Raw genomic sequence first — 22,992 nt, 5'->3', positions numbered from 1 at the left:
AAGCCAGAACATAGTGATGGTACGGCTGCATCATCGTTCTTATGGAGACGACCACCATGACTTCAGCGCATTTCGATGATGTCCGCTTTGGATCGAAGCGGACACCCAGCGACATCCACCATCGCTCGAAATCCCGAAGCGCTTGACCGGCCTGCTGGCAAGCGCAAACAGGACCCACGTTAACGATCAGTACTTGATGTCCCGGGCTGTGCGACGGGTATCTTGCTTGGTGCTGCGCTTGTCCTGGCGACAGTCTGCATTGCTCTTGTCATTGCCCTTTCTACAATCATCCTTGGTTTGCCGGGCAGTGGAGCGCCCTTCCTGCCTGGTATCGCGAGCTTCACGCCGTTGTTGACCCTGCTCGGTCGCGTAGGCGGGTAGCGTCACCCACTGCACGCCAGTGGCGATGAGCAGCGTCGCCAGGGCTTTCAAGTAGTGCTTGCGAATCATGATTTTTCTCCAAAGCCATATCGCTCAGTCGCTTCGTTCGCTCCCCCCAGGAATTCCGCGAAAACGTGAGTTACATCGTACGCTCACAACTCACAAAAGCACTTTGTGGCAGGTGAAATCTGACGATAGGGTTACATAGGCAGTCGCGCTAGGCTGTTATGTGCATGGTTGCAATATGGACATCGGTAACAACCAAGCTTTGCAGCTGGCCTGCCCGAGAAGCGGCCAGCTGTTTGATGCGGGTTTGCAGCCGACATTGATCACGGATCTGACGGAGGGGTCATCGCTGGACCGGACAGGCGGATTGGGGCTCAGGCTTTGGGAGCATCATTTCAAGCACACGGTGAGATCGAGTGACCTGTGACTTCACCGCGTCCTAGGACATTTCCCGCAAAACGCATCGCCTTTCATGAACTGGCGGGGGCTGCTTCTCGACGATAGCCTTCAGGGGTCGCTGTAAACCGGCGATCGGCTTTGACAGGCTGAAAAGTGTACTCTTCACACCTCCCAGATCAGGCAGCATGCATTCGCGCATGTAGTCACGATTATGGCGGCTGTGCGCGGGGCACCTTCGGGTGCACCGGGTTCTTACACTTCCGGTCTGTCAACCCGCGTATAGCTGCCACCCAATCCTGTTTGACAGCAGGGGATGGCAGCTTCTCTAAACAGTGTGAGGAATGCCATCTTGAAAAAGAACAGCCCCAATCCCCCGGAATCACCAGCCGATTCATCTGAAGATCCAATCGACTTGTCCAACCTCTCCAAAACCACCGAACCCGCTATCAGCGCCCGCCTCCGCAACCCCAGTCACCTCGACCCCATCAGCCACGTATTCACCCTGCGCCCCAACATCGACACACCCTCCCTGCTCACCCACGCCAGCGAAACCCTGGCCTCGCTCAACGTCATGAGCACTGACCTTGCCTGCGAGCTTGAGAGTTCGCGTCGCAACATCGCCCTGGCTATCCAGCAGTTGGCCGTGCTGGCGCAATTGCTGGTGAACCGGGCACTGGACAACATCGCGCCACTCGACGAAGTGGAGGCATGAAATGGATCGATACATGCCGATGACCGGCATCGATTGCACCATTGCGTCGCTGCTGATCGACACCGAGGCACCGCTGGATGTGCTGCACGAAACAGCCGTCTATCGCATTCGAACCGCGACGCAATTGCTGGAGAGCTTCGCGGCTGACGAGGGTGTTTACAGCGAACTGGCGCGGGTGCTGGTCACATCCCTGCGCGATGGTTGCGATTTGCTGGATGTGGTTGGACGACGGCTGCAAATGCAGGTTTGATCCCGAAAAAACAAAATGGGCGACTTCCCTGCAGTCGCCCATTTTCATTGATATTGAAACTACCCAAACGTCAGAGCGAAAGGTGCTGCCGCGTGCTGTATTGCCTTCACCACATGAGGCGCCTGCTCCTGAAGCTCAGGGTAGCGCTTGAGCACCAACTCAACTGCCGCAAGCAATCGCTGAATACGCAACTCAGGATGTTCCACCTCACACGTCTGTGCAAATTCCAACAACCCCTGACGGGAAGCAAACAACGACTTGTTACCCACAAGGTCTAGCGCCAAAACATCTTCAGGGATGTAGGCCGTCGTATTAACGATGTCGTATGCCGGAGCGAGGCGGGCATCTCGTTGGGTCGGCTCCGAATAGAGCAAGCCAAAGTTCTTTAAATGAGCATCGCCGTTCCCAACGATGCAGCTCAGCGCTACGTAATCGAAAAGTTGATCAAGCGAGGTTCGTTGATTGTTTGCCGGGCAAAACAGCCGAATCGCTTTGGCTATGGCTGCATAGCTTTTGCTGTATTTCTGATCGGCCGAGAGCCCCATCAGTGCTGCCATGTCCTCGAAACCAATCGGGTTAAGCTGGTCGTCCCGATCAAAGCGACGCATGACAAACAGCTTTGCATTGTCGGACAGGTAAAACTGCGGGACCGGAATGCCCGCCTCCTTGGCAATGGACATGCAAAGGAACTCATTGATGGCCAGTCCTGGAAACTCATCCCGGCCACTCTTGATAATCAAGTCAGAGGTTTTCGAGGTGGCTCGTCGCAATTCGAAATCTTGCTGCTCCGGCACCAATACCTTCGGCTGAACCCCCGATATACCTGCCCGCAAAATATAGCGGTCAAGAAGGTCGGCGAAGATATCTTCCGCGCCATCCCACGTGAGAATTTCTTCGAGTTTTTCCCCTGGGAACTGCTGCTCACCCAACAGGGCATCAACCGTTTCGGAATGCACCTGAATCCTGCCAATAGGCGAACTGCTGCCCGAAAGAGCAAGCAACAACATTGGATCGACGTTCACGGTTTTCGCCAGGCGATTACGCAACTGCTCCAACATGTAGCCTTCGGGAAGATTCATCTGAAATACAGGGTGCAGATCCCGCCGACGAAACTCGTCAGCCCGCACGGGCATCGACAGACTGATTGCCGTGTTGGGCAAAGCATCTTCTTGATAGCGGAAAATATAATCATCGCCGCTGGTGAGGATTCGGCCGCTATGGCCCTCTGGAGTATTGACTTTGAGGGAGGTCATTTTCATTCGAACAACTCCCCAAGCTCTTCGAGGGTCGGCATGGTCGCCGGAGTAACGGTGAGCTCGCTGTCCAAAGCGCTCAAGATTCTTGCATAAGCGTTCATGGCAACAGTATCGGTACCTTTCTCGACAGCAATGACTTTCTGCCGCGTCAAACCGGCGAGCTCAGCAAGTCGAGCTTGTGTCAGACCACGCCTGATACGCGTTTCACGTATTTGGCTACCGAGTCGAGATACCAGAAGGGCGTATTCCATGTTCAGTTACCGTGACATTTATATTTAAATGTATCGTATGCAGAACATTATTGCGAATTTGCCTTACTCACCCGCCTCACCCCAACCCCCACCAATATCCCCAACACAATCGACACCAACGGCACCGCCCCCACCCAGGTCAGCGTCGGAAACACCAACAAAATCTGCGAGTCATTCCCACCGAGCATCATCGACGCGCCGGTCCCCATCAACACGCCCGCGAGCAAATGCCTGGCCGCTGTCATCGCGGCAAACCGCTGATAGTTGAACGTGCGGCGGTGCAACGTGTAACAGAGCATGCCCAGCATCAGCATGGCGAACACCGTCACACGCGGGGTAGTCAATGATGTGTCGCCCGAGCCCCGGAACGGTTGCGATAGATCGTAGAAAAACACGCTGGGCGTCCACAGCGGTTCGAAGGTGTAGAGGGCACTGGTCAAAGCCCCCAGCAGCAGGCTCGACAGCACCAGGTGTCTGTCGCCGTGAATCCGCACCAGGAACAGCAAAATCAGCAGCACGATGCCAATGACCAGCCAGTAATGACGGCTGGTGATCATCGGCATTTGCAGCGCCCGGTGTTCGGTCAGCATGTTCAAGTGATGCCACAGCACGATGCCCAGCACCCAGCCGAGGATGGTGAAGACCTTGTTGAGGTTGCCGCTGGCGAGCTTGGTGAGGGTGCCGACGCTGCATCCGTCGTTGAGCACCGAGGCGAGGCCGAACAACAGCCCGCCACCGACCAGTGACAGATAGCCAACCTCAGGGATGAACAGCGGCTGACTGACGCCAGACAGGGCGTAGAGCGGTGCGAGCAACAGACCAAACAAACCGCAACTGACCAGCGACACGAACAGAGTCGGCCGACGTTTGAGCAGCAGCCCCATGGCATTGACCAGGCACATGCCCATGCGCTGGGACACCCAGCCAATGAGGAACGCCAGCAGCAGTGAAACCGGCAATGAAAACACGGGGCTCCTTGTTTCCGGGTGATGGCAGCGAGTCGATGCCTGACAGACAGATTAGTCGCTGGGCAAACACTTCGGATGAACCCGTAAAGCCCTTCTACACTCATTTCGCAATCGCCCTACAACCCCTGTCGAATAGGCCCCCATGACCACCCTCACCGACCGTTTGAAGCAAGGCAAGGATGCGCGCAAGAAGTGTTCCCGCAGTTCGCAAGCAGCCTTGGGCAATGTCGACCGCGACCCAATACCGCTGATCAAGGCGTCGAGTGAAGGACGCGTCAAATCCCTGGTGGAGTTGCGCTACGGACGCATGCTGGTGTCACCTTTCACCTTCTATCGCGGCAATGCGCTGCTGCAGGCCCACGATTTGGCGGGCACCTCGAACATGGGGCTGGTGTCGCCGATTTGCGGCGATTGCCACCTGATGAATTTCGGCGGTTTCGCAACGCCTGAGCGCAACCTGCTGTTCAGCGTCAACGACTTCGACGAAGCCCATCCCGGGCCGTGGGAGTGGGACTTGAAACGCCTGGTCGCGAGCTTCCTGGTGGCCGCACGCGACTTGCGCCATGGGGAATCCGTTGAGGAAACGATCTGCCACGAGGTGGTGCACGCCTATCAGCAGACCATGCAGGAGTGCGCCGAACAGAGCTCGCTGGAAACCTGGTACGAATCCATCAGCTATGACGACCTGCTGGCGCAGGCCAACAAGAGCACCCTGGACCATGTGGAACGCGCCATCGCCAAAGCCGAACGGCGCACCCATGCCGAACTGCTGCCAAAAATCAGCGAACGAGACGCCCATGGTCGTCTGATCATTCGCGATGACCTGCCGGAAATTTTCCACCTGCACAAAAACACCACGCTGCTGGACGCCGATGACGACTGGTTACGCCTCTCGGACTGGCGTCCGCTCTACGACACCTTCATGCGCGACTATCGCGGCACCCTGCAAGCGGACCGCCGTGATCTGCTATCGCGTTTTCACGTTCAGGACATGGCGTTCAAAGTGGTGGGCGTGGGCAGTGTCGGCACCCGTTGCCTGGTGGCGCTGCTGACCGACGATCAGCAGTTCCCGCTGTTCCTGCAATTCAAGGAAGCACGACGCTCGGTACTCGCCGGCTACGTGCAGACCAGGTCGCGGGTGCGGCATGAGGGGCAGCGGGTGGTCGACGGCCAGCGGTTGATGCAATCGGCCAGCGACCTGTTCCTCGGCTGGACCACCGGTCCCAGCGGGCGACATTTCTATGTGCGGCAATTGCGCGATATGAAAATCTCCGCCGAACTCGAGACCTTCGATGGCGACGCATTCGCCGCCTATGGCCGGCTCTGCGGCCGGGCCCTGGCTCGCGCCCATGCCAAGTCTTCCGGGCACGCGGCGATGATCAGCGGCTACATCGGCAAGAGCGACGCACTGGCCGACGCGCTCTATAAATATGCCCAGGGCTATACCGAGCACAACGAGCGTGATTTCGAGCGATTCCAGCAAGCCTGCCGCAAGGGCCGCTTGCGGGCACGGTCGGAGGCCGACTTTGCCGCGGATCATTTGCCGTAGCGGTGTCGCAAGCTCCGGTACGGGGCTTTGAGCGAGATGAATTTTTCTTCACCCCACCACCCCGCGCCAGCCTGTACATTTCGCTCGCTCATTCAAGAAACTACGGTTTGCCCGCTCTCCCGCGGGCTTTTTTTTGCCTGCGGGTTTGCGCCCATCACTGTGCCACCTGCGCGACGCTCCCTTGCGATGGCTCGGGTAGCAAACAGCCTTTGGCCATCCACTGGCAGTCTCTGACCCAGCGAAAGCCGGATTCCAGATCGCCGCGGTCGTTGTAATACCCCAGCCTGAGTTGTGTGGCACTCAGGTCGAGTTTGGCAAAACCAGCCCGGGAGTCAGTAAAAGTGCTATCCGGTGTTGGCGTTTGCAAGGCAGACAGCCTCTTGCCACCGGCCCCGGAAATCACCCAAGCGGGTTCGCCTGCACGCAACAGCAATTGCTGGTTGTGATCATGACCCGACAAAAGCAGATCGACGTGGTTGCGTTGCAACACTGGCAAGAGCCACGTGAGCAGATTCGACTCCTCGTCATGCTTGCCTTGATTGCGCACCGGGTGATGGGACGCGGCTATTCGCCATACCGGTGCCGGTCCGGGTGCCTGGTACGCCTGATCGATCAAATCGATTTGCTGCTGCAAACTCTCACGTGGCGCCGAGGTGTCGAGGAACACCATCCGCACCAATGGCCGCCCGTCGACGTCACCGAAATCCTTGACGTAGAAATTCGCCGGCATCTGCCAACGGCCCGATCCCTTGTGCTGTTGGCCGTACTCGATCTCGTATTTTTGCGACACCGGGTAATCGTGGTTGCCCAGCACCGCGTAGAACGGCACATGGCTGAGCCAATGGCCCCAATAGACACGCTCGAATCGAGTTTCCCAGCGCAGATCGCGGGTGCTGGTCAATGGCTTGCCATAGAAGTTGTCACCGAGGAAAACCACCATGTCCAGGCGCCCCTCTTTGGACGCAACCCGCTCCATGGCTTGCCCCACCCGCCACTGTTGCAGGTCACCGCTACCCTGATCGCCCACCGCGATCATCGACACTGATGCAGGGTCCAGACCACTCAACGGAACGTACGGCGATGGTGGCGTAAACAGCCAGTAACCACCGGCCGCCAGTAGAAGAGCGAAGGCAATGCCAGGGCCAAGCGCGATCCTTCGGAGCACCAAACGTTTTGCAAAAATCGAGGTGTAATTTTTGCGTTTCAATCAGGAACTCACTGGGCTTGGAAAGCCAGACAGGGTGGCGAAATCAAAGTCGATTTTCACCCTCAATAGATCACAGCAGTTGTTCACGATTTGTTAAGAAATCGTTCCCTATACTTTTTTTCCAGCCTGTATTTTCGGCCTTCCTTTTTTCCGGTAGCCAAAAGTCATGTCGCGTCCTGTCCCACTGCTGTTTGCACTGTGTTGCCTGTTGTTTTTCTTCGCCCTTGGCAACCACCAATTGCAAGGCTCCACCGAAGCGCGGGTTGCCGGAATTGCCATGCAAATGCACCTGGATAATGACTGGGTGACACCTCGCCTGTTCAGCGAACCGTTTCTGGAAAAACCACCCTTGAGCGTGTGGCTCAATGCCGGGGCAATTCGCGCATTTGGCGGTACGCCGTGGGCCGTTCGCCTGACGTCTGCATTCGCCGGGCTGTTCAGTGTGTTGCTGTTGTACGCCATGCTGCGCCGGTTCGGCCGGCCCGTCACTGTCGCGTGGACGGCCGCGATTCTGCTGGCGACCATGGCCAGCTACTGGAGCAACGTGCGCGGTGTCGGTGAAGATGCGTTGCTCGCCCTCGGGGTGAGCACCGCGTTGCTGGCGTTCCTTGCAGGGCAACGACAAGCAAGCGTTAGCAATGGATTGCTATTTGCTGTAGGGATCGCCATCGCGACCTTGAGCAAAGGCGTGCTGGGCCTGGCCATGCCGGGGGTGGTGATCTTCGCGTATCTGCTGGCCACCAGCCTGATGGACAAGCGCCTGAACGTCGTGGGCTGGCTGCGGCCAGGTCTGCTGACGCTGCTGGGGCTGGTACCGCTGATGATCTGGCTCGCGATGCTGTACCAGCGCGGCGGTGCCCAAGCCGTGACCGAGGTGTTATTGACCAATAGCGTCGGTCGCTTCAGCGGTTCCTTCGTCGAAGCGGGGCATCACGAGCCGTACTATTACTACCTGGTCAAACTACCTCAGGCATTCTTGCCCTGGAACATTCTGGTGTACCTGGGCCTGTGGCATTTTCGTAAAAGCCTGGCGGCTAACCGTTACTTGCTGTTCTTTACCCTGTGGTTGCTGGCGCAATTTGTGATGCTGACGCTGGCGTCGAGCAAACGTACGGTGTACCTGATGTCGCTGACACCCGCTGCAGCGGTGGTCGCGGCCGAGTACGCGAGCGTCCTTTTCGAGCGCTTGAAGTCCCGTGAAGGTTCCTCGAGCTGGATCGGCCACATGGCCGGGTATCGTAACGGTCTGGCAGTTGGCACCCTGGCCGTGGTCATTTGCGGCTACTTCACCGCTGCACAATGGGCGATGCCCCGTGCCGACCGTACGCTGTCCTTCCTGCCGCTGACCGAACAGATCCAGTCGATGCAGGCCAACGGGCAGCAAGTTGCTCTGTACCAGGCCAGTGAAAGATTGGGCGGCGCCAGCGTGTTCTATACCCGCAGCGTGCTCAAAGGGCTGGATACCGAGTCGCAGCTTCATGAGTTTCTGGGTGCATCACCCGATCATGTCGCTGTGATCTCCGGCGGCACTGAGCCTGTTGCACCGTTGAAGGTACTCAAGACAATGAGGGTGGGGCGTCAGGCCTACTACTTCGTTGCCCAGTGAGGTACCCGCCACTTGTAGGAGCAGCCGGTCGACGTTCGATTGCTCGCGATGGCGGTAGAGCAACCAATGATGATTCTGACTGACCTACCGCTATCGCGAGCAATCGAACGTCGACCGGCTGCTCCTACAGTGGATCTTTGCTGCGCCCAACCCATGACTCACTGACATTTCCCCGGGCAACAAAAAACCCGCAGCCCTTTCAGGGTGCGGGTTTTTCAGTTCTACGCCAACTCAATTCACAGGTTGAGTCTGAGTCGCCGGCACCGCTGGTTGCGCTTTGGCGAGCACCGGCTGTTCCAGCCTCGCTCGCCCGTAAAACGCCAGCGCCGTCAGCAAACACGCCAGCCACACAAAGATCCCGGCCCAGAGGGTGTGGGACATGTAGTGCCAGCCTTGCAGCACCCGCGTTGTGCCGTAGATGAAACCGAGGGTCAATGAGCCGTACATGATCGCTTTGGAATAGCGCCAACGATAACGGCGAGCCACGAAGTACAAGGCCAGCATGGTGAAACCGCCCGACGCATGTCCGCCCGGCCAGCAGCGCCCCTCACCGGCGACTTTCAGCAGATCGAAGTTTTCATACCACTCAACGTGCTCCTGTTTGCCGCCGTACTGGGTGGTCTCGATCGGGCAATACACGCTGGTGTGGCCCTTGAGGTAGTGAATGACCCCGGTGCTGATGGAAAACGCGAACACCACGTAGAGAAAGTCGCGACGGTGCCGGGTGGCGAAGCGCAACACCGGTGCGACTTTGATTTTTTCCAGGAATGCGATGATTTTCGAGTGCTTTTCAGCCTTCAGGCGCGGCCAGAGAAATGACAGCAAGGCACCGATAATCGCAATTTCACCGGTCCAGTTGGGAATGATCCGTGCCCACTTGTGGGTGATTTTTTCGAACAGATGGATATGGTCCAACGGGTACGTCTGCGTCACCGGATCAAAAAAGTAATTGTTGAAAGCGATGTCGATGCTGGTCATGTCGAACATCAGAAACACCACGACCGCGCAGGCCAGCGGAATACCGAAATTCACCCAGTAAAAGCGGTAGCGAGAAGCGGTCAGCATTGTGAATCCTGATTCAGAAAGATGAAGGAAAAGCTCAACGAGTGGTCACCGAGCTCCAGTCGGAAGCTTCGATGAAGCCAAGCATGCGCGGAGTCTGCGGGGTTTCGGCGGAAATAAACAGAGAGGCGCCGTAACCCAGCGTCGATGCCGGCAAATTGAGGTCATTTTCCAGTTGCTCCATGCACTCGCTGTGAGTGACAAGAATCAGGTTGCGCCCGGCCACTTTGTGCGCCAGGGAGTCGCGCAGCATGGTGCCCTTGCAAATGATTAGCCAGTCTTCCCCCGTGCCAACCTTGTTGAACATGAAGTTGGCAGTCTGTGCCGTGCGCAGGATCGGGCTGTTGTAGATATCGGCCTTGTCCAGGCCAAGGTGTTTGAACTGTGCCCCGAGGCTCTCGGCAACGCTGCGAGAGCGCTCGGTAATGCCATCGTTGCCGACCAGGCAAGGTGCCGAGGAGTGATCGCAGCGCTCGACGTGACGCACCAGCACGATCATGTCGCCCTTGGCCCATCCCGTCATCAAAGCCTGTGCACCGGCTAAATTGCCGTGGGCCAGGTCCGGTGCGGTGGCCGGACGCAACAAAAATACGGTCAGCGGGATGACCAGCAGCGCCGAGGCCAGCACCACCGCCGCGTTGCGATAGCGGGTGAAGCGGTTCAGATCGATCGAGCGTTTTATCCCGAAAAGACTCAGTCTCAATTCCACATCAAGCCGCCTCGCCGGCACGCAACACCTCATTAGATCCCGAAAGACTAAAGAAACGTGCGTTGCCGGTGGGTGAAAGACATGTGAAAAAAAGCTTAAAGCATTGCAAATACCTTGTTACAGAATCCGCCGAACAAAAACCTTTAAGCTCCCGGGATTGCTGCCGATACATCCTGCTTACACAGCTTGGCGGCCCCAAAAAAAAACAATCTTCCAGCCAACCGACGATAGAGAAGTACCAAGTTCCTGGAGGAATGTGATGAATAGCTGGTTCGGCAACATCAGCGTGAACCTGAAACTGGGCCTGGGGTTTGGCCTGGTCCTGGCACTGACCTGCGTCCTCGCCCTGACCGGCTGGACCAGCCTGGGCGGGTTGATCGACCGCAGTAACTGGATGAGCGACATCACCCAGCTCAACGCCGGCCTGACCAAGTTACGCGTCGTTCGCCTGCAATACATGCTGACCAATGGCGACGAAACCGCCGCGCAGAGTGTGCAGACCACCCTCGACGCCTTCTCGGCCCAGCAGCAAGCCCTGCAGGAGAAGTTCAAGAGCCCGGAAAACCTCAAACTGCTCAGAGAACAGGGCGCCGTCATCGACACCTACAAGACGTCCCTGGGCAAGATGCGCAACGCCTATCGCGCCGGCAACAGCGCCCGTGATGCCATGAGCACCAGCGCCGAAACCGCCAACACGCTGATCAATGACATCAACACCCGCGTGCAGCAAATGCCGCTGAGCGACCAGCGCTTCGAACAGTTCCAGGCCATCACTGCGGCCAAGGAAGCGTTCCTGCTGGCTCGCTACGAAGTGCGCGGCTACACCGCCAGTACCAATGTCGAGACCGAGCAAAAAGCCGTCGGCCAACTGGACGCCGCCATTGCCAGCCTGAAACCGCTGAATGCGCATTTCGCCGATTCCCAACAAGACGCCCTGCGTCAGCTGGAAACTGCGCTGGGCAACTACCGAAGCGCCTTGCGGGCCTACAAGGCCGCCAGCAAAGACGCGGTGCAGGCGCGCAAGGAAATGACCGACCAGGGTGCCGCCATCGTGGCCCAGAGCGATCAGCTGTATCAGATCCAGCTCGACCGCCGGGACGCCGAAAGCGCCCAGGCACGTACCCTGCAACTGATCAGCACATTGCTGGCGTTGCTGGTGGGCATCATTGCCGCCGTGGTCATCACTCGCCAGATTACCCGTCCACTGCGCGAAACCCTGGCGGTGGTCGATCGCATCGCCAGCGGTGACCTGTCCCAGAACGTTCTGGTTACCCGCCGCGACGAACTCGGCGTGTTGCAGCAAGGCATTGCGCGCATGGGCGTGACCCTGCGCGACCTGATCAGCGGCATCCGCGACGGCGTGACCCAGATCGCCAGCGCCGCCGAAGAGCTGTCAGCCGTGACAGAGCAGACCAGTGCCGGGGTTAACAGCCAGAAGGTCGAGACCGATCAGGTCGCGACCGCCATGCACGAGATGACCGCCACCGTGCAGGAAGTCGCGCGCAACGCCGAAGAAGCCTCGCAAGCCGCTGCGGCGGCGGATGGCGAAGCCCGTGAAGGTGACAGAGTGGTCAACGAAGCCATCGCCCAGATCGAGCGTCTGGCCAGCGAAGTGGTACGTTCCACCGAGGCCATGAGCGTGCTGCAACGGGAAAGTGACAAGATCGGCAGCGTCATGGACGTGATCAAGGCCGTGGCGGAGCAGACCAACCTGCTGGCGCTCAACGCCGCCATCGAAGCGGCCCGCGCCGGTGAAGCCGGTCGTGGTTTTGCCGTGGTGGCCGACGAGGTCCGCGGTCTGGCCCAGCGCACGCAGAAATCCACCGAGGAAATCGAAGGTCTGGTGGCCGGCCTGCAGAACGGCACGCAACAAGTGTCGGCGGTGATGAACAACAGCCGCACCCTCACCGACAGCAGCGTGGCCCTGACCCGCAAGGCCGGCGAGTCGCTGGAGAACATCACCCGCACGGTGTCCAGCATACAGTCGATGAACCAGCAGATCGCCGCCGCTGCCGAACAGCAAAGCGCCGTGGCCGAAGAGATCAGTCGCAGCATCATCAATGTGCGCGACGTGTCCGAACAGACTGCTGCTGCGAGTGATGAAACGGCTGCGTCGAGTGTTGAACTGGCGCGGCTGGGGAATCAGTTGCAGATGATGGTCAGTCACTTCCGCGTCTGACGTTCAGTCAGCGCTAAATGATAGATCCAATCGCGAGCAGGCTCGCTCCCACAATGAATCTGTGTCGTCCACAAAGACTGTACACAGCATCCAGACCCTGTGGGAGCAGGCTGCTGGCACATCATGCCGGGGTAGCCCTGAGCGACTGGCGAACGGTTTTAAACACAAATCGCATTGGTAAACACCAACCGATTGCCAAACGGATCGCTGATGATCATGTCCTGGCTACCCCAGGGCATGGCCTGGATCTGTGGAGGTGCAAACGCATACGCCTTGGCCAGCAATTGCTGCTGGAAGGCTTCCAGTTCGTCGGTCTCGATGCGCAAGGCCGAGCCGGGCGTGCTGTCGCCGTTGTGTTCGGACAGGTGCAGCACACACTCACCCCGTGAGACTTGCAGGTACAACGGGAAGCTGGCTTCTAAACGGTGCTGCCAATCGATCTTGAAGCCCAGGAAGTCGACGTAGAACCCCACTGCCTCGGCTTCGTTGAAAATGCGCAGGACCGGAGTGGTTTTGCCGAAGCTCATCGGGTTGCTCCCTGTAGGAGCGAGCCGGCTCCGGGCGGCGCTCCGACGATGGTCGTTAACGATAACGCGTTTTGACTGGCTAAACGCGGCGCCTTCGACTCCATCGCGAGCAGGCTCGCTCCTACATGATTGAACAGCATTAGGTTGTCGGGTTTGATATCAGTCCTTCGGCCTGGAAATGCCATTCTTTAATCTCAATATGCCATCACTGTGGCGAAATCCTCGAAACTCACTGAAACCCCGTACGCAAATCCCCTTCCCGAGCCAGGAACCGCCCTTCCCTGCGCCCGTTGGTCTGACCATCGCGGTAACTCAACGCACCGTTGACCCATACGCCCTCGATGCCTTGCGCCGCCCGCTGCGGATCGTTGAAATCGGCGACATCACGGATGGTCGCCGGATCGAACAACACCAGGTCGGCCCAATAACCTTCGCGGATTTCACCGCGTTCCTTCAAACCGAAACGCGCCGCCGACAACCCGGTCATTTTGTGCACGGCGGTGTGCAACGGGAACAATCCGACGTCGCGACTGAAATGTCCGAGCACCCGGGGGAATGCGCCCCACAAGCGTGGGTGCGGAAACGGGTCTTCCGGCAAGCCGTCGGAGCCGACCATCGACAGCGGATGCGCGAGGATTCTGCGCACATCCGCTTCATCCATTCCGTAGTACACCGCACCGGCCGGTTGCAGTTGGCGAGCGGCATCCAGCAACGGCAAACTCCATTCGGCGGCGATGTCCATCAGGTCGCGGCCGCCCATTTCCGGGTGCGGGGTCGACCAGGTGATGGTAATGCGGTGGGCATCGGTCACCTGCTTGAGGTCCAGGGTCGATGAGCTCGCCGCATATGGATAGCAATCGCAGCCCACCGGGTGGGTTTTCGCGGCCTGTTCGAGTGACGCCAACAGTTGCGGACTACGCCCCCAGTTGCCGGCACCGGCACATTTGAGGTGGGAAATGATCACCGGGCTTTGTGCATGGCGACCGATCTGGAAGGCCTCGTCCATGGCCTCCAGCACCGGTTCGAATTCGCTGCGCAAATGGGTGGTGTAGACCGCCCCGAACGCCGTCAATTCTTCGGTCAGTTGCATCACTTCATCGGTGGATGCCGAGAACGCGCTGGCATAGGCGAGTCCGGTGGACAGGCCCAACGCGCCGGCCTCAAGGCTTTCGCGCAGTTGCTCGCGCATCGCGCTGATTTCGTCTGCCGTGGCGGTGCGGAGCAGGTCGTCGAGATGATTGCTGCGCAATGCCGTATGGCCGACCAGCGCCGCGACGTTCAGCGTGGTGTTCGCCGCTTCGACCGCCGCGCGGTAATCGCGGAAGGTCGGATAAACGAACGCCGTAGCCGTGCCGAGCAGGTTCATCGGGTCCGGCGGATCGCCGCGCACACTCACCGGCGAAGCACTGATCCCGCAGTTGCCGACGATCACCGTGGTCACGCCCTGGCTGAGCTTGGGCAGCATCTGCGGTTGGCGAATCACCACGGTGTCGTCATGGGTGTGCACGTCGATGAAACCTGGCGCCAGCACATGGCCCTGCGCGTCGATTTCATCGCTGGCGTGTGCATCGCGCAAGTCGCCGATACGCTCGATGCGCCCGTTGAGAATGGCCACGTCGGCGGGGTAACCGGGGCTGTTGCTGCCGTCGATGATCAGGGCGTTGCGAATCAGCGTGTCGTACAGCATGTCAGTCTCCCAGCGGTAACTGATCGTCGCCGCCGCGGTATTCGTCGAGGACGAGTTTATTACGCTCAGTCGTGTTGCATCCTGGCGCGCTTGAGCAATTTCTTGCAACGCTCGGACAAATGCAGCACCCGCAGATGCTTGCCGGCCTTGGCGTAGCGCTCGCGCAAGGTGCCCAGCGCAGCGATGGCCGAGTAGTCGACAAAACTCAGGTGCCGGCAATCCAGCGTCACTTGCACCGGGTCATTGGCCGTATCGAACTGATTGAGAAACGGTGTGGTCGAGGCGAAGAACAGCGTGCCATGCACCCGGTACAGCTTGCTGCCGTCGTTCTCCAGGTGGCTGTCGGCATACAGCTGACGGGCCTGCTGCCAGGCAAAGTTCAGCGCCGCAATGATGATGCCGCAGAGCACCGCAATGGCCAGATCGGTGAAAACGGTAATCACCGTCACCGCGATGATCACCAGCACGTCATTGAGCGGCACTTTGTTCAGCACCCGCAACGAGGCCCAGGCGAAGGTCTGTTGCGACACCACGAACATCACCCCGACCAGCGCGGCCAATGGAATGCGCTCGATCAGCGGCGACAGAAACAGAATGAACAGCAGGATCGACACCCCGGCCACCAACCCGGACAAGCGCCCGCGCCCGCCGGAACTGAGGTTGATCACGGTCTGGCCGATCATCGCGCACCCGCCCATGCCGCCGAACGCACCGGACACCAGATTCGCCGCCCCCAGCGCCACGCACTCGCGATCCGGGTAACCACGGCTCTCGGTGATTTCGTCGGTGAGGTTCAGGGTCAACAGGGTTTCCAGCAACCCGACCAGCGCCATCAGGATCGCATAGGGCGCGATGATCCGCAGGGTGTCCAGATTCCACGCGATGTCCGGCAGCGCCAGCGTCGGCAAGCCACCGGCAATGTGCGCCATGTCGCCCAGGGTGCGGGTCGGCAGGCCAAGCAGATACACCGCCAGGCCCACACCGAGAATCGCCACCAGCGCCGGCGGCACCGTACGGGTCAGGCGCGGCAGCACATAGACAATGGCCATGGTCACCGCGACTAGCCCGAGCATCATGTACAGCGGCGCACCGCTCAACCAGGCCTCACCACTCTTGAAGTGCTCCAGTTGCGCCAGCGCAATGATGATCGCCAGGCCGTTGACGAAGCCGAGCATCACCGGGTACGGCACCATGCGCACCAGCTTGCCGAGCTTGAGCAGCCCGAACGCCATCATGATCAACCCGCCCAGCAACACCGTGGCCAGCAGATACTGCACACCGTGCTGAACCACCAGCGCGACGATCACCACGGCCATCGAGCCGGCCGCGCCGGACACCATGCCGGGTCGCCCGCCAAACAGCGCGGTCAGGGTGCAGATGATGAATGCGCCATAAAGCCCCATCAGCGGATTGAGATGAGCCACCAGCGCGAAGGCGATGCATTCGGGCAACAGGGCGAAGGACGTGGTAAGTCCGGCCAGGACATCGGCGCGTAGACGTTTTGCTTTCATGAGGGATCGCACACAGGGAGAGACGAGAAAAGAGTGTGCGGATGTTACGGAATCGAGGGCGGCGCGGCCAGTTGCAGGGACTACGAAATCGCCATCGCGGGCAAGCCCGCTCCCACAGGTACTGTGTTGTTCGCCAACTTCGTGAACAACACAAAACCTGTGGGAGCGTGGCTTGCCCGCGATGAACGGTGACGCGGTCTAAAGCAAACTCACACCATCTCGTCGCGAATCCACTCCACTGCCGACGTGCGCTTCGGCACCCAGCCCAGCAACTCTCGTGCATGTTTACCGCGCACCCGGCTGTTGGAGCCCAAACCATAATTGGCCATTTCATAGCCCCACTCGGCCTCCGCGTCCTTGAGCGCCCAGTCTTGCGGTTCGCCCAGGTTCAGCGCCTGGGCCATGGCGGTGGTCATGTCGATGAATGATGCTTCACCGCTTTCAACAAAGTAGAAGGTGCCGGGTACGTTTTCAGTCAGCGCCAGCAGGTACAGCGCAACCACGTCCTCGATGTGCACATTGGACCAGATGTTACGGCCCGGGCCGACATGGCGCACCACACCGCTTTTGCGCGCCTGTTTGAGCAGGCGCGGCAACTGCACGCTGTCGCGATGGACGCCCAGGCTGTGACCGTAGATCAGGGTGTTGCAGATCACCGCCGAGTTCACCCCGTCCATGGCCGCCGCCAGGATCAGATTATCGATGGCCACGCGCGCGGCCTTGTCGACCGTCGGTTCCGGCAGGTTGTCTTCGAAGTAGATGACATCACTGGATTTACCGCCCGAGGCATCCCCGACGATGCTCGAACCGCTGGTGTGCAGGAACACTTTGCCAGAACCGCGCAGGGCATCGAGCAAGGCTTCCACAGCGCCACGATGGTCGCTGCTGGCCGCGTTGATCACCGCGTCGGCAGCCAGCGCCTGATCGGCCAACAGGTCGCTGTCGTCCAGACTGCCCACCACCGGAGAAATGCCCAGTGCGCACAGTTGATCGGCTTGTTCGGCGCTGCGTACCAGGCCGGTGACATTGTGGCCGGCCTGGACCAGGCCTGTAGCGATGGAACCGCCAATAAAACCGGCAGCGCCGGTAACGAATACGTTCATGGAGAAACTCCCTGCGTTGATAAGTGATGCAAGGAGTATCAAGGAGTGATCACTGTCGAAAAATGTCCTCTGACCCAATTCACTTTTGCGCAGGAGTCACGAATCAGCCCTTGAAGTCTGCGCTCGCATAATCCGCCAATTTGCCCTGGATAAAGTCCAGGAAGCATTGAATCCGCAGGGCCAGCTGCGAATTTCGGTAGTACACCGCGTTGATCGGCTGGCGATAGCCGCTGTTGAATTCGGCCAACAACACTTTCAAGCGTCCGGCACGAATGTCTTCGATGGTCATGAAATGCGACAGGCTGGCGATGCCCTGGCCATCCAGTGCGAGATGGCGGATGGTTTCGCCGCTCGATGCGCTGATCGACGCCTGGATCGGCCAGCGATCGCCATGCACATAACGCAGCGGCCATTGGTTGAGACCTTCGTTCTGGGTGAACCCCAGCAATGTATGGTGGGTCAGGTCAGCCACGACTTGCGGCGAGCCGTGCTTTTCCAGATAGCCCGGGCTGGCGACGATGTGCAGCGGGCTGCAACCCAGGGAGCGGGCATGCAATGTCGAGTCGGTCAGGGTGCCGATGCGGATGGCAATGTCAGTGCTCTGCTCCAGCAGGTCGATGATCAAATCGTTGCTGTTGAGTTCGAGCTGGATGTCGGGGTAGAGCCTGCGGAATTCATCGATGTAGGGCACGATGGCGTGCAGCATGAAAGGTGACGCCGCGTTGATCCGCAGCCGCCCGGACGGCGTTTGCTGGCGTGAGGACAGGCGCTCTTCGAGCTCGTCCATCTGATCGAGAATCCGCTTGGCGTGTTCGAAGAAATACTTGCCCTCCTCGGTCAGATCCATGCGCCGCGTGGTGCGATTGATCAGCGTGGTGTCGAGCTTGGCCTCCAGCCGCGACAGCGTGCGACTGACCGCCGAAGGTGTTTGCCCGACCTGCTCGGCGGCCGCAGAAATCGACCCGCATTCAATCACGCAGACGAAAACCTGCAATTCATCGGATCTGGCTTTCACGTGTGTCCTCGTTTGCGAATCGGCGCTGCGATCTTCCTGGCCGTTGCATCGGATAGTAGCCGAGCGTCATGCCTTGAGGCCAAACACCTCAGCCAAATGCCGCTCATAGCGCGCCACGTCGCCTTCGATGTTCGGACGCTTCATCACGTCCACGCACAGGAACGTCGGCAAACCGGTCATACCCAGGAACTCGTTAGCCTTGTGGAACGGGAAGTACACCGCGTCCACGCCCTTGGCTTCGAAGAAGTCGGTCGGGTCGTCGAAGGCTTGCTGCGGGGCGTTCCAGGTCAGCGACAGCATGTACTGCTTGCCGTGAATCAGGCCGCCGCTGCCGTACTTCTGCGACGCATCCGAACGGGTACGACCGTCGCTGGCATAGAGGCTGCCATGACCTTCGGTAAAGACTTCGTCGATGTACTTCTTCACGGTCCACGGCGCGCCCATCCACCAGCCAGGCATCTGGTAGATGATCACGTCGGCCCAGAGGAACTTGGCCACTTCTTCGGCGACGTCATAACCCTCGTCGATGAAGGTGGTTTTGACATCCACGCCGCCGCGATCCAGCACGCTCAACGCGACTTCATGCAGGGTGGCGTTGTAGCGGCCGTCGGAGTGCGCAAATTTTTTGCCGCCATTGAGCAACAGGACTTTTTTCATGGGAGGTCTCGGGAAGGGTCGGGAATCGGATGGCGGTAGAGTACCGACCGGCCTCGCGCGGAATAAGCGCCGATTTGGCAAAATTCATTTGACCTACAAGCACGAATCAACAGTCGATTGTTGCCTTAGACTGGGCCAGTTCTGACTTGAGGAGAGATGTAGATGAGTGAAATCCAGGGCTTCATCCTGCACGCCAAGACCCGCCCGGAAAAATCCGACGCCTTCGAAGCATTTTTCAGCGGCTATGTGCAAGCCAGCCGCGCCGAGCCTGGCTGCATCGAATACCACATGCTGCGCGACAAACAGGACCCGACCCTGTTCATCTTCTACGAGATCTGGCAATCCCGGGCCCACCTCGACGTGCACTCGAACCTGCCGCACATGAAGCAGTTCCTCGAGCAGCGCGATGAATACCTGGAGCGGGACTTCGAGATCCGCGCCATCGACATGATCAGTCCGTCGTCCGCTAGCCGCTGATCAGCAAATGGCCGCCGAGCACACCCAGGCCAACGAAGAACACGCGCTTGAACCACAGGCCGCTGATCCGCTGGCGCAGCGATTGCCCCAGCCACATGCCGAGCATGGCCGGGATCAGCGCCAGCAGCGATGCGTTCAACTCGCCCCCGCCGAGCGCGCCACGCCATAGCAAGCCACCGGCCAGGGCCAGGGTCGAGACGGTGAACGACAGGCCCAGCGCCTGCACCAGCTCATCCTTGCTCAAGCCCAGCGCTTGCAGATAAGGCACCGCCGGAATCACRAACACGCCGGTGGCCGAAGTGATGACGCCGGTCAGCACGCCGCACAGCGGACCGAGCCAGCGTTCGCTGCGCCGACCCACGCGCAGAGTCGGCAGGAACAAACCGCTCAGCGCATACAGCAACAATGCCGCCCCCAACCCCCGCACCACCCAATGGCCACCGCTCATGCCGATCCATAGCGTGCCAGCCCCGGTGCCGATGAAAATCGCCAGCAGCATCGGCCACAGCCGTTTGACCAGCCCCGACAGATGCCCGCCGAATGCCAGTTGCCATACGTTGGTCAGGGTCGCCGGAATGATCAGCAGCGCCGTAGCCTGCGTCGGTGCCATAGCCAGACCGAGCAGACCCATGGCAACGGTGGGCAGTCCGAGACCGATCACGCCCTTGATCATGCCAGCCAGCACAAAGGTGCCGATAACCAAGAGTGAAAGGGCCAAACCAAGATTTTGATAAAACGCCGAGAGTGTATTCATGGGGCTATGGTGAGCCCGCGGAGGGTGATTGAAAATCTGCCATATACTGAGGTTGCCTCTCTCCGCACAAGAGGCTGAATAATCGGGTGCGGCATCTGTCGTCATCGCGAGCAGGCTCGCTCCCACAGTGGTTATGTGTCGTTCACAAATCCCCTGTGGGAGCGAGCCTGCTCGCGAAGACGCCCTTCCAGACAACATTCAACTTGAGATTGTTGTAATGCACTTCGACCTGACCGACCTGCGCCTGTACCTGAACATCCTCGACACCGGCAACATCACCGCCGGCGCCGCACGCAGTCATTTGTCCCTGGCAGCGGCCAGCGCGCGAATTCGCGCCATGGAGGCGTCGCTGGGCGTCGAGTTTCTTCAGCGCAATCGTCGTGGGGTCAGCCCGACGCCGGCCGGCAATGCCCTGGCCCGACACGCCCGGGTTCTGTTGCAACAGGCCGAACGCCTGCAACAGGAACTGGCCGAGTACGCCCAGGGCGTCAAAGGCCAGGTGCGGCTGCTGTGCAATACCACGGCGATCACCGAGTACCTGCCAGAGTTGCTCGCGGATTTCCTGCACAGCCATCCCAACCTCGACATCGACCTGCAGGAACTGCCCAGCACCCGCATCACCCATGCCTTGCGCCAGGGCGCGGCGGACCTCGGCATCGTTTCCGACGCGGTGGACACCGATGACTTGCAGACACGACCGTTCCGCGATGATCCGCTGGTGCTGATCATGCCCCGCGAACATCCCTTGGCACAGGCGACCTCAGTGAGCTTCAACGACACCCTGCATTACGACTACGTTGGCCTGAATGCCAACAGCGCGCTGGCGGTTTATCTGGAAGAGCAGGCGCTTCACGCCGGCCTGCGCATGCAGATTCGAATCCGCGCCGATGGCTTCGATGGCGTGATGCGCATGGTCGCCCGTGGGGCGGGCCTGGCAATCGTACCGCTGGCCGCGGTCGAACGCAGGTCAAGTGGACAGTCCTTCAAAAGCCTAGCCCTGCAAGAGCCCTGGGGTCAACGCAAACTGTTGCTCTGTGCCCGGGACTTCGCCGCATTACCCGGCTATGCCAAGGCCCTGCTGCACGCCTTGACTCTCCCCTGAGGGGCAGACTTTATCCTTGAGGTTTGATCTTCAAGGACAACGATGATGGGCAAACGAATACTGGTGATCCTCGGGCATCCATCAAGCAATAGCTTCTGCGCCGCCCTTGTCGAGCGTTACACACAGTCGGCAGTGCGTGCCGGGCATGAGGTGCGTCAATTGTTTCTGGGCAGCATGGATTTTGACCCGGTGCTGCGTGAAGGCTATCAGCAGGTCCAGCCGCTGGAAGCCGACTTGCGTAACGCCCAGGCCGATATCCTGTGGGCCGAACAACTGACGCTGGTTTATCCGATCTGGTGGGGTGGCGTACCGGCCTTGCTCAAGGGCTTTTTCGATCGGGTGTTCTTGCCGGGTTTCGCTTTCAAGTATCGCCAGGGCAAAGCCTTCCCCGACAAACTCCTGCGCGGCCGAACCGCCCATTTGCTGGTGACCATGGACACACCGCCCTGGTACTACCGATGGATCTACCGCATGCCCGGTTTGCATCAGGTCCGCAAAACCACGCTGGAATTCTGTGGCATCAAGCCAACCCGAACCCTCACCTTCGGGCCAATTCTCGGCGCCAGCGCAGACCGGCATGCGGCCTGGTTGCGGCAAGCCGAAGCTATCGCCAGCGCTTGAGTCGGTCGATAATGCACCGAGCTTTACCCTCGGAGAAAAGGACCTTCCCATGTACATCGGCCAAGCCGCGCAACGTTCCGGAACCACTGTCAAAAGCATCCGTCACTACGAGTCGATTGGCCTGCTGCCTGCCGCTCGCCGTCAGGGCAAGTACCGCATCTATGACCAGCACAGCGTCGACCTGCTGATGTTCATCAAATGTGCCCAGCAACTGGGGTTCAGGCTCAAGGAATTGCAGTCGGTCTTCGCCGGACATCAGGCCCCGCAGTTGCCATGGGAACGGGCACATCAGGTTCTTGCCAGCAAAAAACAGGAAATCGCCGAGCGGATAGCGGCATTGTCGCAACAGCACTCGCAATTGGTCGAGTTCGAGAACAGCCTCGAACAATCCAGGCGCGACTGCCCCCTGAACAGTCTTTGAGGACCGTGCGTTTCTGGACAGCTCAGTGTCGAGCACAGACAACTGATGATTGGACAAGCGCTATAGGGTGCGACTTCAGTTCTTGAGCCCACTGCCCGGAGTCATCATGACCGCACCGATTACCGTTCTTCGCGACACCCACCCGCTGCCCGTGCTCGACGCCTGCAAATGGGAAAAACTCGAAGGCGACCCGCACACCGTCAACCTCAATGCCTACACCAGTGAAGACGGCAGCAAGATCATGGGCACCTGGATCTGCACGCCGGGCAAGTGGTACGTGGAATATGTGAAGTGGGAGTACTGCCACTTCCAGGAAGGCTACTGCATCATCACCCCGGAAGGCATGGCGCCGATCCACCTGCGCGCCGGCGACATTTTCGTCATCGAGCCCGGGATGAAAGGCACCTGGGAAGTGGTGGAAACCGTGCGCAAGTATTTCGTGTTTGCCTGATACAAAAAAACCGGGGGATCACCCGACGTGATCTCCCGGTCAAAAGTCCATAGGTAAACGCCGTACCCTGTGGGAGCGAGCTTGCTCGCGATAGCGGTGGGTCAGTCACCATCAATGTCGACTGTAACGAC

General features: G+C 59.3%; 24 protein-coding genes and 2 pseudogenes. 12 read left to right on the top strand and 14 right to left on the bottom strand.

Features of this window, described 5'->3' with window-relative positions; genetic code table 11:
• Positions 1 to 186: 186 nt before the first annotated feature.
• Positions 187 to 450, bottom strand: a complete 264-nt coding sequence (locus tag AC1DU9_RS07170) for a hypothetical protein (RefSeq protein WP_223458483.1) — start codon at positions 448 to 450, stop codon at positions 187 to 189.
• 229 nt (positions 451 to 679) lie between these two features.
• Between AC1DU9_RS07170 and AC1DU9_RS07165 the strand changes: the two are divergent.
• From AC1DU9_RS07165 to AC1DU9_RS07155, 3 genes and pseudogenes are all read left to right on the top strand, one after another.
• A pseudogene (locus AC1DU9_RS07165) lies at positions 680 to 814 on the top strand (hydrolase); the annotation flags it as partial.
• A 321-nt stretch (positions 815 to 1,135) separates the two neighbouring features.
• Complete coding sequence (locus AC1DU9_RS07160) at positions 1,136 to 1,498, top strand: DUF6124 family protein (RefSeq protein ID WP_477809955.1); 363 nt, start codon at positions 1,136 to 1,138, stop codon at positions 1,496 to 1,498.
• 1 nt (position 1,499) lies between these two features.
• Positions 1,500 to 1,748: a hypothetical protein gene (locus AC1DU9_RS07155; RefSeq protein WP_477809954.1), complete on the top strand. Its 249-nt coding sequence runs from the start codon at positions 1,500 to 1,502 to the stop codon at positions 1,746 to 1,748.
• Positions 1,749 to 1,807: 59 nt separating this feature from the next.
• Here the strand turns inward: AC1DU9_RS07155 and AC1DU9_RS07150 are convergent, their stop codons facing one another.
• Genes AC1DU9_RS07150 through AC1DU9_RS07140 form a run of 3 tightly spaced genes read right to left on the bottom strand, consistent with a single transcriptional unit; the run spans position 1,808 to position 4,223 of the window.
• On the bottom strand, positions 1,808 to 3,007 hold the full coding sequence (locus AC1DU9_RS07150) for a type II toxin-antitoxin system HipA family toxin (RefSeq protein ID WP_223458477.1): 1,200 nt from the start codon (positions 3,005 to 3,007) through the stop codon (positions 1,808 to 1,810).
• Positions 3,004 to 3,255: a helix-turn-helix domain-containing protein gene (locus AC1DU9_RS07145; RefSeq protein ID WP_223458475.1), complete on the bottom strand. Its 252-nt coding sequence runs from the start codon at positions 3,253 to 3,255 to the stop codon at positions 3,004 to 3,006. The genes AC1DU9_RS07150 and AC1DU9_RS07145 overlap by 4 nt, the downstream gene beginning before the upstream one ends.
• A gap of 47 nt (positions 3,256 to 3,302) precedes the next feature.
• Entirely contained in the window at positions 3,303 to 4,223 is a 921-nt protein-coding gene (locus tag AC1DU9_RS07140; RefSeq protein WP_477809953.1) for a YeeE/YedE thiosulfate transporter family protein, read from the bottom strand.
• Positions 4,224 to 4,365: 142 nt separating this feature from the next.
• Here AC1DU9_RS07140 and AC1DU9_RS07135 point away from each other — a divergent pair, with 142 nt between their 5' ends.
• Entirely contained in the window at positions 4,366 to 5,772 is a 1,407-nt protein-coding gene (locus tag AC1DU9_RS07135) for a DUF2252 domain-containing protein (RefSeq protein ID WP_477809952.1), read from the top strand.
• 154 nt (positions 5,773 to 5,926) lie between these two features.
• Here the strand turns inward: AC1DU9_RS07135 and AC1DU9_RS07130 are convergent, their stop codons facing one another.
• Positions 5,927 to 6,979: a metallophosphoesterase gene (locus tag AC1DU9_RS07130; protein WP_477809951.1), complete on the bottom strand. Its 1,053-nt coding sequence runs from the start codon at positions 6,977 to 6,979 to the stop codon at positions 5,927 to 5,929.
• Between the two features lie 166 nt (positions 6,980 to 7,145).
• On the opposite strand from AC1DU9_RS07130, the gene AC1DU9_RS07125 reads away from it, so the two are divergent.
• Entirely contained in the window at positions 7,146 to 8,585 is a 1,440-nt protein-coding gene (locus AC1DU9_RS07125; RefSeq protein WP_223463570.1) for an ArnT family glycosyltransferase, read from the top strand.
• Positions 8,586 to 8,816: 231 nt separating this feature from the next.
• Here AC1DU9_RS07125 and AC1DU9_RS07120 read toward each other — a convergent pair whose 3' ends face one another.
• Together AC1DU9_RS07120 and pmrG are read right to left on the bottom strand one after the other, a co-directional pair.
• Complete coding sequence (locus tag AC1DU9_RS07120) at positions 8,817 to 9,650, bottom strand: phosphatase PAP2 family protein (protein WP_223463571.1); 834 nt, start codon at positions 9,648 to 9,650, stop codon at positions 8,817 to 8,819.
• A gap of 34 nt (positions 9,651 to 9,684) precedes the next feature.
• A complete protein-coding gene (pmrG, locus tag AC1DU9_RS07115; RefSeq protein ID WP_477809950.1) occupies positions 9,685 to 10,356 on the bottom strand; it encodes a lipopolysaccharide core heptose(II)-phosphate phosphatase PmrG in 672 nt (223 codons plus the stop codon).
• A gap of 259 nt (positions 10,357 to 10,615) precedes the next feature.
• Here pmrG and AC1DU9_RS07110 point away from each other — a divergent pair.
• Both AC1DU9_RS07110 and AC1DU9_RS07105 read left to right on the top strand, forming a co-directional pair.
• Positions 10,616 to 11,677 (top strand): annotated as a pseudogene (locus AC1DU9_RS07110) (methyl-accepting chemotaxis protein); the annotation flags it as partial.
• Positions 11,672 to 12,535 carry a methyl-accepting chemotaxis protein gene (locus AC1DU9_RS07105; protein WP_411740723.1) on the top strand — a complete coding sequence of 288 codons (864 nt, stop codon included), beginning with the start codon at positions 11,672 to 11,674 and terminating at the stop codon, positions 12,533 to 12,535. The pseudogene AC1DU9_RS07110 and the gene AC1DU9_RS07105, both read left to right, overlap by 6 nt.
• Before the next feature lie 158 nt (positions 12,536 to 12,693).
• On the opposite strand, the gene AC1DU9_RS07100 is transcribed toward AC1DU9_RS07105, so the two are convergent.
• The 6 genes from AC1DU9_RS07100 to mdaB all read right to left on the bottom strand — a co-directional run bounded on the left by AC1DU9_RS07100 (position 12,694) and on the right by mdaB (position 19,035).
• A complete protein-coding gene (locus tag AC1DU9_RS07100; protein WP_223463574.1) occupies positions 12,694 to 13,062 on the bottom strand; it encodes a glyoxalase superfamily protein in 369 nt (122 codons plus the stop codon).
• 229 nt (positions 13,063 to 13,291) lie between these two features.
• Positions 13,292 to 14,749: an N-acyl-D-amino-acid deacylase family protein gene (locus AC1DU9_RS07095; protein ID WP_477809949.1), complete on the bottom strand. Its 1,458-nt coding sequence runs from the start codon at positions 14,747 to 14,749 to the stop codon at positions 13,292 to 13,294.
• Between the two features lie 65 nt (positions 14,750 to 14,814).
• Entirely contained in the window at positions 14,815 to 16,260 is a 1,446-nt protein-coding gene (locus tag AC1DU9_RS07090; RefSeq protein WP_477809948.1) for a SulP family inorganic anion transporter, read from the bottom strand.
• 209 nt (positions 16,261 to 16,469) lie between these two features.
• Positions 16,470 to 17,363: an NAD-dependent epimerase/dehydratase family protein gene (locus AC1DU9_RS07085; protein WP_477809947.1), complete on the bottom strand. Its 894-nt coding sequence runs from the start codon at positions 17,361 to 17,363 to the stop codon at positions 16,470 to 16,472.
• A 103-nt stretch (positions 17,364 to 17,466) separates the two neighbouring features.
• Entirely contained in the window at positions 17,467 to 18,378 is a 912-nt protein-coding gene (locus tag AC1DU9_RS07080) for a LysR family transcriptional regulator (RefSeq protein ID WP_223463578.1), read from the bottom strand.
• Positions 18,379 to 18,444: 66 nt separating this feature from the next.
• Positions 18,445 to 19,035: an NADPH:quinone oxidoreductase MdaB gene (mdaB, locus tag AC1DU9_RS07075; RefSeq protein ID WP_223463579.1), complete on the bottom strand. Its 591-nt coding sequence runs from the start codon at positions 19,033 to 19,035 to the stop codon at positions 18,445 to 18,447.
• A gap of 162 nt (positions 19,036 to 19,197) precedes the next feature.
• Between mdaB and AC1DU9_RS07070 the strand changes: the two genes are divergently transcribed.
• Entirely contained in the window at positions 19,198 to 19,512 is a 315-nt protein-coding gene (locus AC1DU9_RS07070; RefSeq protein ID WP_223463580.1) for a putative quinol monooxygenase, read from the top strand.
• On the opposite strand, the gene AC1DU9_RS07065 is transcribed toward AC1DU9_RS07070, so the two are convergent.
• A complete protein-coding gene (locus tag AC1DU9_RS07065; RefSeq protein WP_477809946.1) occupies positions 19,502 to 20,266 on the bottom strand; it encodes a sulfite exporter TauE/SafE family protein in 765 nt (254 codons plus the stop codon). The two genes, AC1DU9_RS07070 and AC1DU9_RS07065, sit on opposite strands and share 11 nt — an antisense overlap.
• A gap of 217 nt (positions 20,267 to 20,483) precedes the next feature.
• Here AC1DU9_RS07065 and AC1DU9_RS07060 point away from each other — a divergent pair, with 217 nt between their 5' ends.
• The 4 genes from AC1DU9_RS07060 to AC1DU9_RS07045 all read left to right on the top strand — a co-directional run bounded on the left by AC1DU9_RS07060 (position 20,484) and on the right by AC1DU9_RS07045 (position 22,861).
• Positions 20,484 to 21,368, top strand: coding sequence for a LysR family transcriptional regulator (locus tag AC1DU9_RS07060; protein WP_477809945.1), 885 nt, complete (start codon positions 20,484 to 20,486; stop codon positions 21,366 to 21,368).
• Between the two features lie 42 nt (positions 21,369 to 21,410).
• Complete coding sequence (locus tag AC1DU9_RS07055; protein ID WP_223463583.1) at positions 21,411 to 21,989, top strand: NAD(P)H-dependent oxidoreductase; 579 nt, start codon at positions 21,411 to 21,413, stop codon at positions 21,987 to 21,989.
• A 49-nt stretch (positions 21,990 to 22,038) separates the two neighbouring features.
• Positions 22,039 to 22,410: a MerR family transcriptional regulator gene (locus tag AC1DU9_RS07050; RefSeq protein ID WP_477809944.1), complete on the top strand. Its 372-nt coding sequence runs from the start codon at positions 22,039 to 22,041 to the stop codon at positions 22,408 to 22,410.
• 106 nt (positions 22,411 to 22,516) lie between these two features.
• Positions 22,517 to 22,861 carry a cupin domain-containing protein gene (locus tag AC1DU9_RS07045; RefSeq protein ID WP_007900627.1) on the top strand — a complete coding sequence of 115 codons (345 nt, stop codon included), beginning with the start codon at positions 22,517 to 22,519 and terminating at the stop codon, positions 22,859 to 22,861.
• Positions 22,862 to 22,992: the final 131 nt, after the last annotated feature.

Source organism: Pseudomonas sp. P4_C1 (assembly GCF_056402155.1).
Note: the sequence above shows the minus strand (reverse complement) of the source record. Positions and strands in the feature narration are given on the sequence as shown.